The organism is Hydrogenovibrio sp. (genome assembly GCF_049975065.1).
Lineage (GTDB): Bacteria > Pseudomonadota > Gammaproteobacteria > Thiomicrospirales > Thiomicrospiraceae > Hydrogenovibrio.
The window spans coordinates 1-13,732 of sequence record NZ_JBNGDN010000011.1; the positions used below are offsets into that span (position 1 = coordinate 1).

12 protein-coding genes are annotated in these 13,732 nt (G+C 51.8%); 8 read left to right on the forward strand and 4 right to left on the reverse strand.

The window, feature by feature from the left end; genetic code table 11:
* Positions 1–95: 95 nt before the first annotated feature.
* Both ACP5D0_RS02900 and ettA read right to left on the reverse strand, forming a co-directional pair.
* Positions 96–1,013 carry a GGDEF domain-containing protein gene (locus ACP5D0_RS02900; RefSeq protein ID WP_472364070.1) on the reverse strand — a complete coding sequence of 306 codons (918 nt, stop codon included), beginning with the start codon at positions 1,011–1,013 and terminating at the stop codon, positions 96–98.
* A gap of 43 nt (positions 1,014–1,056) precedes the next feature.
* A complete protein-coding gene (gene ettA / locus ACP5D0_RS02905) occupies positions 1,057–2,727 on the reverse strand; it encodes an energy-dependent translational throttle protein EttA (RefSeq protein ID WP_472364071.1) in 1,671 nt (556 codons plus the stop codon).
* Between the two features lie 298 nt (positions 2,728–3,025).
* Between ettA and glyA the strand changes: the two genes are divergently transcribed.
* The 8 genes from glyA to thiL all read left to right on the forward strand — a co-directional run bounded on the left by glyA (position 3,026) and on the right by thiL (position 10,422).
* Positions 3,026–4,303, forward strand: coding sequence for a serine hydroxymethyltransferase (gene glyA / locus ACP5D0_RS02910; protein WP_472364072.1), 1,278 nt, complete (start codon positions 3,026–3,028; stop codon positions 4,301–4,303).
* Positions 4,304–4,450: 147 nt separating this feature from the next.
* On the forward strand, positions 4,451–4,909 hold the full coding sequence (nrdR, locus tag ACP5D0_RS02915; protein WP_472364073.1) for a transcriptional regulator NrdR: 459 nt from the start codon (positions 4,451–4,453) through the stop codon (positions 4,907–4,909).
* Between the two features lie 332 nt (positions 4,910–5,241).
* Positions 5,242–6,456, forward strand: a complete 1,215-nt coding sequence (gene ribD, locus ACP5D0_RS02920; RefSeq protein ID WP_472364074.1) for a bifunctional diaminohydroxyphosphoribosylaminopyrimidine deaminase/5-amino-6-(5-phosphoribosylamino)uracil reductase RibD — start codon at positions 5,242–5,244, stop codon at positions 6,454–6,456.
* Positions 6,457–6,464: 8 nt separating this feature from the next.
* Positions 6,465–7,127 (forward strand): riboflavin synthase, encoded by a 663-nt coding sequence (locus tag ACP5D0_RS02925; protein WP_472364075.1) that lies wholly within the window; start codon positions 6,465–6,467, stop codon positions 7,125–7,127.
* A gap of 158 nt (positions 7,128–7,285) precedes the next feature.
* The gene (gene ribBA, locus ACP5D0_RS02930) at positions 7,286–8,404 is read left to right on the forward strand and encodes a bifunctional 3,4-dihydroxy-2-butanone-4-phosphate synthase/GTP cyclohydrolase II (RefSeq protein ID WP_472364076.1); all 1,119 of its coding nucleotides are present in this window, start codon (positions 7,286–7,288) and stop codon (positions 8,402–8,404) included.
* 22 nt (positions 8,405–8,426) lie between these two features.
* Positions 8,427–8,888 (forward strand): 6,7-dimethyl-8-ribityllumazine synthase, encoded by a 462-nt coding sequence (ribH, locus tag ACP5D0_RS02935; protein WP_472364077.1) that lies wholly within the window; start codon positions 8,427–8,429, stop codon positions 8,886–8,888.
* Positions 8,889–8,904: 16 nt separating this feature from the next.
* A complete protein-coding gene (nusB, locus tag ACP5D0_RS02940; protein ID WP_472364078.1) occupies positions 8,905–9,420 on the forward strand; it encodes a transcription antitermination factor NusB in 516 nt (171 codons plus the stop codon).
* Positions 9,421–9,459: 39 nt separating this feature from the next.
* Complete coding sequence (thiL, locus tag ACP5D0_RS02945; RefSeq protein WP_472364080.1) at positions 9,460–10,422, forward strand: thiamine-phosphate kinase; 963 nt, start codon at positions 9,460–9,462, stop codon at positions 10,420–10,422.
* A gap of 58 nt (positions 10,423–10,480) precedes the next feature.
* On the opposite strand, the gene ACP5D0_RS02950 is transcribed toward thiL, so the two are convergent.
* Together ACP5D0_RS02950 and ACP5D0_RS02955 are read right to left on the reverse strand one after the other, a co-directional pair.
* Positions 10,481–13,015 carry a methyl-accepting chemotaxis protein gene (locus ACP5D0_RS02950; protein ID WP_472364081.1) on the reverse strand — a complete coding sequence of 845 codons (2,535 nt, stop codon included), beginning with the start codon at positions 13,013–13,015 and terminating at the stop codon, positions 10,481–10,483.
* 144 nt (positions 13,016–13,159) lie between these two features.
* On the reverse strand, positions 13,160–13,591 hold the full coding sequence (locus tag ACP5D0_RS02955) for a SufE family protein (RefSeq protein WP_472364082.1): 432 nt from the start codon (positions 13,589–13,591) through the stop codon (positions 13,160–13,162).
* Between the last annotated feature and the right edge of the window lie 141 nt (positions 13,592–13,732).

The following is a 13,732-nucleotide window of genomic DNA, read 5'->3' on the forward strand; positions in this document are numbered from 1 at the left end:
CCAGGCTTGGCGGTTTTTTTATGGGGTGGGGAAATAAGCGGGTTCGCGTCTTAGATGCTAGTCTGCTTGTCAGTCCGCAGTTTTGTGCTGGGGCGTTAGAGAATTTTGGTTCTTTCCCGTGTGCCTTCCAGCGATTTAATGGCTTTGTTCACCCGCTTTAGCAGCGTATGAGCGGTTTCGCTGTCGGTTTTCAGTTCCGTGACCCCGGCATGGCTGGTCAGGCAGGTGGTTTCGTTGTCATCCAGTGAAATGGTGCGGGAGGCGATGGCTTCCTGTGCTAACTTGGTAATTCGATAGGCATCCACCGCTTTCACTTCTGGCAAGACAATCATGAACTGGTCGCAGCTCAAACGGCCGATATACCCCAAATCACCGATGACGGTAGTAATGGCATGAGCCGCGGTTAAAATGGCCTTGTCGCCCATCTCATGCCCAAAGGCATCGGTGATGCGCTTAAAACAGTCAAGGTTGATTTTTGTTAATGATACAGGGCGTTGGTTTAAACGTGCTTTATTCAGCGCTTCATCGACGATGCCCATAAAGTAGTCACGGTTGTATAAATCGGTCAGTGGATCGTTCGACGAAAGGCGCTCGATTTGTTCTTCCATGTGTTTGCGGTGGGTGATATTGATCGCCAGCCAGATGACGGCGGGCTGCTCGTAAGTGTCTTCGTCCAAAGGGTAAACCCGTGCTTCGTACCACTGCCCTTCGGTGGTTGTGAGCGGTTCGATGCCCTGAACTTCCGAGTCCGCCAACTGGTACTCGATTTCCTGCAGGTGTCCGGACAGGATGGCTTTTCGAACCACCTTCAGAAAACGTTCGGCCATTTTTTCCGGAAGCACATCGGCATAACGTTTGCCAATAAGTGGGTGCCCGTCGGCATACAGTGAGCGTTCCTGCCCGCCAATGACATCCAGGTAGGTGCCATCCTGCCCCATGACAAAAATCGGGTCTGGCATGGCATTGGCAATGGCCTCAATGTGTGAGTGCATTCGGTTGAGCTGTTCAGCCATGATGGTTTCCTTGTATCGGGTTAAGATCGATGTTGAATTGTAATCAGTTCTTAATCACGGGTTTGTATTTGATGCGATGCGGTTGCGCGGCATCGGCACCCTTACGGCGTTTGAGGTCTTCTTCGTAATCGGAGAAGTTACCTTCAAACCATTCAACGTGCGAGTCGCCTTCAAAAGCGAGCATATGGGTGGCAATCCGATCCAGGAACCAGCGGTCATGGGAAATGACCACGGCGCAACCGGCAAAGTCCAGCAGGGCTTCTTCCAAAGCGCGCAGCGTTTCCACGTCCAGGTCGTTGGTCGGCTCATCCAGCAGCAGTAGGTTGCCGCCGCTGCGCAAGGTTTTGGCTAAGTGTACTCGGTTGCGTTCGCCGCCCGATAGCTCGCCGATGCGTTTTTGTTGGTCGTTGCCTTTAAAATTAAAGCGACCGCAGTAGGCGCGGGCGTTGATTTCGATGTTGCCGACCATAAAAATGTCATCGCCTTCGGAAATTTCTTCGTAGACGGTTTTGCTGTCATCGAGGGCGTCGCGAGACTGATCAACATAGGAAAGTTTGACGGTTTCGCCGTATTCAATGGTGCCAGAATCGGGTTGTTCCTGGCCGGTCAGCATTTTAAATAGGGTGGATTTACCGGCGCCGTTGGGGCCAATAATGCCGACAATGCCGCCTTGCGGTAATTTGAACGTCAGATCCTCAATCAGCAAGCGATCGCCGAAACTTTTGGCGATATTGTTTACTTCGATGACTTTTTCCCCCAAACGCTCGGAAACCGGAATGAAGATTTCTTTGGTTTCATTGCGTTTTTGGCTTTCCTGGCTGTTCAGTTCGTCAAAACGCGCCAGGCGTGCTTTCGATTTGGCGTGGCGTCCCTTGGCGTTGGAGCGTACCCACTCCAGTTCGTGCTGGATTGATTTCATGCGAGCCGCTTCCTGCTTGGCCTCCATTTCCAGTCGTTTTTCTTTTTGTTCCAGCCAGGAAGAATAGTTGCCTTGGTAAGGGATGCCTTCGCCGCGATCCAGTTCCAGAATCCACTCGGCGGCATTGTCCAGAAAGTAACGGTCGTGGGTAATGGCGACCACAGTGCCACTGAATTCCAACAGGAAACGTTCCAGCCAGGCAATGGATTCGGCATCCAAGTGGTTGGTCGGCTCGTCCAAAAGCAGCATGTCCGGTCTTTCCAGCAGTAATTTGCACAAGGCCACTCGGCGACGCTCGCCACCGGACAATTTGGTCACATCTGCATCCCAAGGGGGTAAACGCAGGGCATCGGCGGCAATTTCCAAGGTGCGTTCCAGGTTGTGGCCGTCTTTGGCTTGAATCAGGTCTTCAATCTCAGCCTGTTTTTTCGCCAGGGCATCAAAGTCCGCATCCGGTTCCGCGTAGGCGGAATAGACAGCGTCCAACTCCGCCAAGGCTTGTTTGACTTCCTTGACGGCTTCTTCGACATTGCCTTTAACGTCCAAATCGGGGTTGAGCTGGGGTTCCTGAGGCAGATAGCCGACTTTAATGCCGAGCTGGGGGCGGGCTTCACCGATAATGTCGGTGTCGATGCCGGCCATGATTTTCAGCAGTGTGGATTTGCCAGCGCCGTTAAGACCCAATACACCGATTTTTGCGCCCGGAAAGAAGGACAGCGAAATGTCTTTCAGGATGTATTTATTGGGGGGAACGACCTTACCAACGCGGTTCATGGTGTAAACAAATTGTGCCACAGTATTACCTCAAGCTTGTGTGAATTTGGAGTTGCCTTGACATCACTGCCGAGCGGTTGGTCCTTGCCGGAAAACGTCTGGCTGGAAATGTTCAAGCGCTTATTTTACAAACTGCTCAAGTGCTTGTGAAAATAATTCAAGTTGAAACGGTCGTTTTGTCGTCTAGAAAAAGAATAATTTGCTAGAATATTGGGTCTCAGTTTCCGGCTCTAGCCGAGTCGGAACCGTGATGACAACCGGCCTATTAGGCTCAAAAAGACAAACAAAGACCGCAAATTTCTGTTTTGGAGACTTTAGCATGTTTGATAGCACTATGACCATAGCTGGATACGATGATGTTCTGGCGGACGCGATGAACGCCGAAGCGCAGCGTCAGGAAGATCATATCGAATTAATCGCTTCCGAAAACTACACCAGTCCGCGAGTGCTTGAAGCCCAAGGCTCCGTTTTGACGAACAAATATGCTGAAGGTTATCCGCACAAACGATATTACGGTGGTTGTGAGTGCGTGGATATTGTTGAGCAGCTGGCCATTGATCGTGCGAAGGAACTGTTTGGCGCCGATTATGCCAATGTGCAACCGCATTCCGGTTCGCAAGCCAATGCGCCAGTTTATATGGCGCTACTGGAGCCAGGTGACACGGTGCTGGGTATGAGTTTGGCGCATGGTGGGCATCTGACGCATGGCTCTCATGTCAGTTTTTCCGGCAAAATTTACCACGCCGTTCAATACGGTCTCAATCCGCAAACCGGCGAAATCGACTATGAAGAAGTCGAGCGTCTGGCGAAAGAACATCAGCCTAAGATGATTATTGCCGGTTTTTCCGCTTATTCTCAGGTGGTGGACTGGCAGCGTTTCCGTGACATTGCCGATGCAGTGGGCGCTTATTTAATGGTGGACATGGCACATGTGGCCGGTCTGGTCGCGGCGGGTGTTTATCCTAATCCTGTGCAGATTGCCGATGTGACCACTACCACCACGCATAAAACCCTGCGTGGGCCGCGCAGTGGGTTGATTTTGGCAAAAGCCAATCCGGAAATTGAAAAGAAACTGAATTCGGCCATTTTCCCAGGCGCGCAGGGCGGCCCTTTGATGCACGTCATCGCGGCCAAAGCCGTGGCCTTCAAGGAGGCGATGGAACCTGAGTTTAAAGCCTATGCCAAGCAGGTGGTGGTCAATGCCAAAGCCATGGCGAAGGTGTTTATGGCGCGTGGTTATGATGTGGTGTCCAAAGGCACCGAAAACCATCTGTTCCTGGTCAGCTTTATTGAACAAGGCCTGACAGGCAAGCTGGTGGATGCCGCTTTGGGTGAGGCGCACATCACCATCAATAAAAACTCGGTGCCGAATGATCCTATGTCGCCGTTTGTCACCAGCGGTATTCGTGTTGGCACGGCGGCGTCCACCACCCGTGGTTTCACCGAGGAAGATTCGGTGCAGCTGGCGGAGTGGATGTGTGACGTGATTGATTCCTGTGATCAGACGAACGAATCTTGGAATGAGCAGGTGGTGGCCGATGTGCGTGAAAACGTCAAAGCGCTGTGTGCTCAGAGACCCGTGTATCAGAAATCGTGAACACAACCGGTTTCACAGCCGCCTGAGGCGGTGGTGCGATTCGCCCGAGGTGTTCGCTTAAATGCGATGGAATGCAATCGGGTGTCGCGCGGAAAGGCGGGAGGTTGCCCGCCCGAATTTCTACTTTATCTAAGGTGACTCAAAAGCATGCACTGTCCATTTTGTAATGCGCCCGATACTAAAGTCATTGACTCGCGTTTGGCCACCGAGGGTGGGCAGGTGCGTCGGCGTCGGGAGTGTACGGTATGTGCCGAACGCTTCACCACCTATGAAACCGCTGAGCTAAGCTTGCCGAGAGTGGTTAAATCCGACGGCAATCGTGAAAAGTTCGACGATCATAAAATCCGTCGTGGTCTTATCAAGGCGCTGGAAAAACGACCCGTTGAAAGTGAAGCGATTGACCAAGTGATCAATCGGATTCGCAAACAATTAACCACGGAAGGTTTGAAAGAAATTCCGTCATCGCACATCGGCGAATTGCTGATGGACGCCTTGCGGGACTTGGATCAAGTGGCTTATGTTCGGTTTGCTTCCGTTTACCGCTCATTTCAGGATGTTAATGCGTTTCGGGAAGAAATCGAGAAGTTGGTCAAAGCCACTTCCTAGCCCAAATGGTTTAATGTTTTATGAATGTGTGCTGCGATTGCGCAGAGACTTGCTTTCCCGACTCAAAGCCGAGAAAAATCGTGCTTGTGGAAGCAAGCAACATGCAAGACGGGGCAACTTTATAAAATATTCGAGCCAGTGTCCTGACTCGACAAAACACTGAACCGTTTAGGATCGATACCCGTCATGCTGCAATTCTGCTCAAATTTCGCTTGTGGTAATCAACCCATAAACGCTCATTCTCATTCACTTCCTTCCCATTCGCAAAACGCACGCCAGCGGACGAAAAGGTGTTTTCGGTTTTACGCTGCCTATTTGAAGGAGCAAAGCCGTTGAATCCCGCCGACATGGAACCCAATCAAAACGTTGAATTCACGCCTTTCGATCAGCGAATAATGGCTTTGACGTTGGAGTTGGCTCGAAAGGGGCGTTACACCACCCGACCGAATCCGGCGGTCGGCTGCATCATCACTCAAGGCGAGCGCATTATCGCTCAGGGTTGGCATCGTCGTGCCGGAGAGCCGCATGCTGAGAAAATGGCGCTGGCCAAGGCTGAGGAGTCGGTTGAAGGGGCAACGGTTTATGTCAGTCTGGAACCCTGTTCGCATTACGGCAAAACGCCGCCTTGTGCCGACGCTTTAATCGCCGCTAAGGTGGCACGGGTGGTGGTGGCGATGACGGATCCAAATCCGCTGGTGTCGGGGCAAGGGTTGGCGCGGTTACGCGCCGCAGGCATTGAGGTGCAAAGCGGTTTAATGGCGGAGGCGGCGGAAGCCATCAATGTCGGTTTTTGTCACGCCATGCGCACCCAGCGGCCTTATGTGCGCTTGAAAATGGCGTCCAGCTTGGATGGGCGCACCGCTATGGCCAGCGGCGAAAGCCAATGGATCACTGGCGAGCGCGCACGGCATGAAGTCCATCGTTTACGAGCGGGAAGTGGCGCTTTGCTGACGGGGATTGGGACGGTGCTGCGGGACGATCCCAGTTTGACGGTGCGCTTGCCTGAGCAGACGTTGGTGGAAATGAACACGGATATGAGCCGTGTGACGCCGTTGCGAGTGGTGCTGGATACGCACTTGCGTTTTCCGGTGGCTGCGAAGATGTTGTCTTTGCCGGGGCGCACGCTGCTGATGACGTCAAAGGTGGCCTATGAAAAACACCCAGGCCTGGTGAAAAGCCTTCAGCAAGCGGGCGCTGAGATTGTGCCTCTGCCGCTGGATGGCAAGGGGACAGCACGGCTGGACATTCGGGCGGTGTTGGATTATCTTCATGCGCAGGAGCACATTCGTGATCTTATGGTCGAGGCGGGTGCGGAGTTGGCCGGCGCTTTTATCCAAGCGGGGTATGTGAATGAACTGCACCTGTTTATGGCGCCGTCTTTAATGGGGCAAGAAGCCAAGCCAATGTTCTTTTTACCAGGCCTGGTGAAAATGAGTGATAAAATATCGTTTCGATACGCGTCCTTTAAGGCGGTGGGTGAAGATTTACACCTCCTGTTAAAACCGACGTCCGCCGAAATCGAATCTTCAAACCCCTCAAAAACTTAGGAGCCGAGATGTTTACAGGGATTATTGAAGCCCAAGGGCAAATCGATAAAATTCAACCGCTTAATGGCGACGTGAAATTGACCATTGCCACCGGTAAGCTGGATATGAGCGATGTAAAAATCGGTGACAGCATTGCCTGCAATGGGGTGTGCTTGACAGCCATTGAATTGGGCGCTCATTATTATGTGGCGGATGTGTCGGCGGAAACGCTGGCCGTTTCGACCCTGGGGCAACTCAAAGTGGGTGCCGCCGTTAATCTGGAAAAAGCCCTGCGCTTGCAAGACCGTTTGGGCGGTCATTTGGTCAGTGGTCATGTGGATGGCGTGGGTCAAGTGGTGGCGATTGAACAGGAAGCCCGCTCTTGGCGCTATCAAGTGGAAGCCCCGCTCGCCCTCAGTCGTTACATCGCCGCCAAAGGTTCCATTTGCATTAATGGCATCAGCTTAACGGTGAATCGGGTGGAGCAGAACCGATTCGATGTCAATATTGTGCCGCATACACGACAGGAAACCACCATTCAGGCATTTCAAATTGGCACTCAGGTGAATCTTGAAGTCGATTTATTGGCGCGTTATCTGGAGCGGATGCTGACCGCGCCTCAGGGTGACGCGACGCCAGACAAAAAGACCGGCGTGACCGAAACCCTGCTGGCGGAAAGCGGGTTTGTTTAAGCGTTTGTAACATTCATTGACTTAACATTGACCCAATACTGAATACTGACCCAACGTTGACTTAACATCGACCTAACATTGACCTAGGCGCGCCACCATGTCTTAAGACGACCTTTCGGTGCAAAGGTCTTTTGCACCGATTTAAAACAGGAAGGACTATGCAATTAAATACCATTGAAGAGATTATTGAAGATTATCGCCAGGGAAAAATGGTCATTCTAATGGACGATGAGAACCGCGAAAATGAAGGCGATGTGATGATCGCAGCGGATGCCATTACCGCCGACCACATTAATTTTATGGCGCGTTATGGACGAGGGCTGATTTGTCTGACGCTGACCAAAGAGCGTTGCCAGCAGTTGCATTTGCCGCTGATGTCGCGAACCAACCAAGATACGCACAGCACCAGTTTTACGGTGTCGATTGAAGCGGCAGAAGGCGTGACCACCGGTATTTCCGCTGCGGATCGTGCGAAAACGATTCAAGCCGCCATTCAGCCGGAAGCACAGCCGTCCGATATTGTGACACCGGGGCACGTCTTTCCGATTATGGCTAAGCCTGGCGGGGTTCTGGAGCGAGCCGGTCATACGGAAGCCGGGTGCGATTTGGCGCGACTAGCCGGAATGCAACCGGCTTCCGTAATCGTTGAAATTATGAACGAAGACGGCACCATGGCACGCCGCGATGATTTGGAACTGTTTGCCCAAGAGCATGGCCTGAAGCTGGGCACCGTGGCGGACTTGATTGAGTATCGCTTGAAAAACGAAAAAACCATCGAGCGGGTTTCGGAGTGTCGATTGCCGACCGAGTATGGTGACTTCCGCCTGATCGGCTATGAAGACGTATTGGAGCATCGAGCCCATCTGGCGTTGGTGTATGGTGACCTGAAGGCGGATGAAGCGACATCGGTACGTGTGCATATGCTGGACACGTTGTGCGATCTGTTTGATGCCAATCGAACAGAGTGCGGTTGGTCCTTGCGCTCGGCCATGAAGCAAATCGCTCAGGAAGGCACCGGCGTGATTGTCGTGCTGCGCAAACACGAAGAGGGGGCGGAACTTTTGGATAAAATTCAACAGTTTCAAATGAAGGATCGCGGCATTCATCAACCCGAAACCCAGGGGGAAGACGATGCGAAGACCTACGGTTTGGGCGCTCAGATTCTTTCCGATTTAGGGTTGCAGAAACTCAAGGTCATTGGCTCGGCCTGGCGCATGAGTGCGTTGGGGGGCTTTGGCTTGGAAATTGTGGAACACATTGAAAAACAACAAGATTAAACGAAAATTGACAGGAAAGACTATGAAGATGATTGAAGGACACTTAACGGCTCAGGGGTTGAGAATCGGCTTGGTTGTGGGGCGCTTTAACAGTTTTATCGTGGACAGTTTGGTGAAGGGCGCGGTGGATACCATTGTGCGACACGGCGGTTCCGAAGAGCATATTGAACAGGTGCTGGTGCCGGGGGCGTTTGAAATTCCCGTTGTTGCCCAAAAAATGGCGCAATCCGGGCGTTACGACGCCATTGTTGCCTTGGGCGCGGTGATCCGTGGTGGCACACCTCATTTTGATTACGTGGCGGGCGAGTGTGTTAAAGGCATTGGTCAGGTGGCATTGCAAAGCGGTGTGCCGGTTTCGTTCGGGGTGTTAACGGTGGATACCATTGAGCAGGCGATTGAACGTGCCGGCACCAAAGCCGGAAACAAAGGCGAAGAGTGTACCTTGGCGGCGATTGAAACGGTGAATGTGTTAAAACAATTTTAATGGGTTGTATGTACCGATGAATTTAAAAGACCTGAAACCCGGCAGCGGTGTGGAGCTGGAAGAAGACGAGGGCTATGTCAGTCCGCGCTCCCAATCGCGCAGAGTGGCACTGCAAGCCTTGTATCAATGGCAAGTTAATTGTTCGGAACCGTTTGATATTATTAAACAATTTTCCGAAGGTGGCTTTTTGACGGATGTGGATGTGCCGCTGTTTCGCGACCTTGTCAACAGCGTTACCTCACAGGTAATGGCCTTGGATAGCGCTTATGCGCCGTTTTTGGATCGTGCCGTCGCCATGATCGACCCGATTGAAAAAAGCATTCTCCGGCTGGGGGTTTATGAGCTGCAGTCCAAGCCGGAAATTCCCTATCGTGTGGTCATTAATGAATCGGTTGAATTGGCGAAGCGTTTCGGTGCCGATGAAAGTCACCGCTACATTAACGGCATTCTGGACAAGGTGGCCGCTGAGTGCCGTCAACTGGAAAAGTCGATGCCGTCCTCTCCAGACGCCGCCGATTCGTCAGACGCTTAAGTGTTATCGCGAATAAGGGCGATGGGTTAACATCCACATATGGCGCATGAATTTGATTTGATTCGCGATTACTTTCAGCCACTGTCTCGGGTGGCTATGGATGAAGTAGGGATAGGTGATGATGGCGCGGTACTGAATTGTCCGCCGCAGTCTCAATTGGTGGTGGTCACCGACACCTTGGTGGAAGGGGTGCATTTTCCAATGGAGGCCTTGCCCGGCGATATTGGCTGGAAAGCCTTAGCGGTGAATCTCAGTGACTTGGCCGCGATGGGGGCGACCCCAGCCTTTTTTTCGCTGGCATTGAGTTTGCCGGAACGTTGCAATCACGCCGCTTGGTTAAACGCCTTTGCGGCAGGCCTGGCGACATTGGCGGAAGGTTATCAGCTGCCGTTAATTGGCGGCGATACCACTCGTTCTGACCGGCTAACGGTGACGGTGACGGCTCAGGGTTGGGTGCGAGAAGGGCGGGCGGTGTTGCGACAAACGGCCAGGCCTGGCGATAAGCTGTATGTGACTGGAACCTTGGGCGATGGCGCTTTAGGTTTGCAGGCTTGGCAAAATCAATGGGATTCGGAGGCCTACGCGGTGTCGTTGGCGAAATTGAATCGTCCGGAACCACGCGTAGAAGTGGGTGCCTTGCTGGGAACCTACGCCAGCAGCGCCATTGATGTGTCCGATGGCCTCTTAGCGGATGTGACCCATTTAATCGAGGCTTCCGGTGTTGGGGCGGCGCTGGACATGACCGCGATCCCACTGTCTGCCGCCATGCAGCAGCAAATTGATGACACCCCTCAGGCCTGGTCAATGCCCTTATCGGGCGGGGACGATTATGAATTGTGCTTTACGCTGCCGCCAGAGCGAATTGCTGCGTTTGAACAGGCCTGCCGTCCCTTGGCCATTCCTATCCGGCCAATCGGTTGCATTACAGCTGGTCAGACGCTGGTTTTAAATAACCGACCGGAAAATCTCACCTTGCATTCGCTCGGTTATCAACACTTTTAGCCGCCAGCGGCCTTGACCAGTTTAGGGCACGACACAGGGCGGTATACTAGGCAATTTTTTAGGCCATTTTTTCCGCGAGTGTCAGTTGGGTTTCTTCGCTCACATCATCCGCCAGCACCGTTGCCCCAATCAACTCATTAGCCGTCTCGTATTGTGACGAGTCGGTGGTCTTTAGCTGGAAGCTTAACAGGCGATCTTCAACCCCGCGCACACTGTCGATAATGCTGGTGGAGGTGTGGGAGACTTCTTCCACCAGTGTTGCATTTTGCTGGGTAATGTCGTTGATCTCATGCAGTGCCTGGTTGACTTGTTCAATGCCGTGCGACTGGTGATTCAGCGAATAGTGCATGGCGGACATCATGTCGGCAATTTCATCAATGGCGTGCGCGTTTTCTTCAAAGGCCTGTTTGGTTAAATTGCTCAGTTCGATGCCTTGCTGCACTTTTTTCATGCTTTTCTGGGTGACTTGTTGAATACTGTGTGCCGCATCGCCTGACTTGGAGGCGAGCTGACGCACCTCGGTAGCGACCACGGCAAATCCACGCCCCTGTTCACCCGCACGTGCCGCTTCCACCGCCGCATTCAGCGCCAGTAAATTGGTTTGAAAAGCGATGTCGTCAATGACTTGGGTAAAGCTGGCAATTTCGGCGCTGGCGGTTTCAATTTCACTGATGGCTTCCACCATACTGTTGACTATGCCGAGCCCGGATAGCGTGCTGTCCTTGGCCAGTTTACTTTTGTGGTTGACGGTGGAGGCACTGCTTAAGGATTGATTCACTTGACTGACCATTTGTTGCATATGGTTCATGGTGTTTTCAATGGCCGTGGCTTGTTTTTGTACGCGTTGATTAAGGTCTTGGTTACCGGCGCTGATTTCTTCCACGCCATGCACGGCACTTGAGGAGGCTTTTTGTACATCCGCCAACATTTGGCTGATATTGCAGGCCATATTGTGCATGGTGTTCTTCAGCTCTTTCAGTTTGCCGTCAAATTCGCCTTGAGTTTCATAGGCGAAGTTGCCGTCGCGGAAATGGTTCAGTGTCAGCGATTTTTGTTCAATGGCGTTGTCAAGCTGGTTGAGCGATTGGTTTAAATAGGTTTTCAGCTGTGTTAAGTCGCCGGGCATGTCCAACTCAATGCGCGAGGAAAAATCGCCTTCATTCATTTTCAGCATGACGTTTTTCACCGCGTCAATGGCTTGACGCTGGGTGGCAATGGCCTCGTTCAAACTGGCGACCACAATGCGATAAGCGCCCTGATACTGATCGACACTTTCATGGACGCTCAATTCACCTTTTTGCAGAGCCATGCCCAGGTTTTGAATGGCGGACATGGTGTCGTTAATTTGGCTGACGGAACGATTAAAGTTTTCTTTCAGGCTCAGCAAGTCGCCTGCGTATTCTTTGTCAACTTGTCGGTCAAACTCACCTTTGGAGAGTGCGGTGCCAACCTGTTGCAATTCGGTGGTGATGTTTTGGAAAGAGTCAATCAGGGCATGAATGCTCTGACTCATGTCCACCAATTCGTTTTGGCCTTGCAAGGTTTTCCATTCACGGAGCTGGCCGCTTTCAGCGATGTGCCCAATGGTTTTTTTCAAGCGACGCAGCGGACCGGTAATGGAGGTGACCACTAATAAATTCAATAATATTAATAGGATTAAGCCTGCAGCGGCCAGCCAGGCGAGATGTTGGATTTTTTCGTTGGAAATCCAGTTCAGCTCTTCGATTAAAGCGGTGGATTTCTGCTGAGACTCGTTGGAAAGAAATTGAATTTGCGTGTTCGCTTGATTAACGAGTTGGATCAGCGATGCATTATTATCGGTTTCGGTTTTGAGGTAGTCTTTGATGTCAGCAAACGACTCCTGAAGGCCGTCCCGAGCCGTATGCATTTCCGATAAGGTATCCGCCCACATAAAGTTGCTGCCAAACGCCTCATCCAGCACGGCTAAATCGGCATTGGCGTTATCACCAAGCCCTTCTTCGTTAAAAATATCCAGCAAGGCAATGTCTTTGGTGGCGATCATTTTCCCCAATAACATTTGGGAAGTGGTTAAACGGTTTTGAAGACGGATAACTGCAGACGTTAAATCGTTATTGGCTTGGATTTCGGGAGAATCAAGCAACTGTGTCAACACCTTGTCCAAGGTTTCACTGGTGGGCAAAATGCCATACTCCAGTGTATTATCAATTTCATTACGCAAAAAGACATTTGAATTCGTGACCTTTTTGTACTGGCGTAGAATGTTGTCCACTTCTTTAATCGTGGTCAAATCCTGTTCGGAATGCAACACGTTCATCATGTTTTCCGCTTGCACTTTCAGTTCGTCAATGGCTTGGTTGAAGGCTTGGTTGGACGCTTGGCTGCGCGTGAGGATGTATTCATTTGACAGCTGCGTGGTCAAAATCAGCGACTGCTGCAGATTGGCAATGCGACTGGTTTGTTCGGTTTGCATTTGAGACAGGGCATCGGCACGCTGCTCAACCGCCACCAGCGACTGCCAACCGATGTAAGCCATGCCGGACATCAGGGCAATCGATAAAAGGGTATTGATGAGCAGTCGCAGGTTGATCGATAAATATTGGATGAACTTCATAGCGCCTTGACCCCTTTTATAGCGGAATAGAAAACAACTGTCAGTATATAAAGGCAATATGACAACCGAATGAAGGCTATATGAAACCCATATGAGTTTCGGGTGGGTGCTCTTAGTCAAAGGCCGGGCAGGCCATCGGCCTAACTACAGACGCGCGGCGGCTTCGGCTTGGATACGCTTGATCATGTGGTAGAGTCCGGTAGAACGGTTGGCGGAAAGGTGCTGCAGCAAACCGATTTCAGCCAGGAAGTCGAGCGGAGCCGCTTGGATCTCTTCGGGGGTACGGCCGTTGTAAATTTTTAACAGCAGCGCAATGAGTCCCGATACGATGGTGGCATCCGACACGGCTTCCATGTAGAGGCGCCCCTCTTTTTCGTCAATGTGAATCCAGACTTGGGATTGGCAGCCGTGAATGCGGTTGGCTTCGGTTTTGTTTTCATCCGCCATTTTCGGCAGGGTTTTGCCCATGTCAATGAGGTAGCGGTAGCGGTCTTTCCAGTTGTCGAAATGGGTAAATCGCTTGACCAGGTCGGCTTGTACATCGGCAATGGGTTTGTCGGCAGCTTGATAATGCATGGTGTATCCCTAGGTTGGGTGCGTTCGAGAATCAATGTTTCAATACGGCAAAGAGCAATATTTTAACAGACAACGGAACCTGTGGGGGCGCTCGCTGCATTCTTTGCCTGAATCCACCAGGCCTGGCGGTATCGGTATCGG

Excerpts from the sequence above, each read along its gene's own strand:
- ACP5D0_RS02900 (WP_472364070.1), bottom strand. The coding sequence starts at position 1,013 with ATGGCTGAACAGCTCAACCGAATGCACTCACACATTGAGGCCATTGCC.
- glyA (WP_472364072.1), top strand. The coding sequence starts at position 3,026 with ATGTTTGATAGCACTATGACCATAGCTGGATACGATGATGTTCTGGCG.
- nrdR (WP_472364073.1), top strand. The coding sequence starts at position 4,451 with ATGCACTGTCCATTTTGTAATGCGCCCGATACTAAAGTCATTGACTCG.
- ACP5D0_RS02925 (WP_472364075.1), top strand. The coding sequence starts at position 6,465 with ATGTTTACAGGGATTATTGAAGCCCAAGGGCAAATCGATAAAATTCAA.
- ribBA (WP_472364076.1), top strand. The coding sequence starts at position 7,286 with ATGCAATTAAATACCATTGAAGAGATTATTGAAGATTATCGCCAGGGA.
- ribH (WP_472364077.1), top strand. The coding sequence starts at position 8,427 with ATGAAGATGATTGAAGGACACTTAACGGCTCAGGGGTTGAGAATCGGC.
- nusB (WP_472364078.1), top strand. The coding sequence starts at position 8,905 with ATGAATTTAAAAGACCTGAAACCCGGCAGCGGTGTGGAGCTGGAAGAA.
- thiL (WP_472364080.1), top strand. The coding sequence starts at position 9,460 with ATGGCGCATGAATTTGATTTGATTCGCGATTACTTTCAGCCACTGTCT.
- ACP5D0_RS02950 (WP_472364081.1), bottom strand. The coding sequence starts at position 13,015 with ATGAAGTTCATCCAATATTTATCGATCAACCTGCGACTGCTCATCAAT.
- ACP5D0_RS02955 (WP_472364082.1), bottom strand. The coding sequence starts at position 13,591 with ATGCATTATCAAGCTGCCGACAAACCCATTGCCGATGTACAAGCCGAC.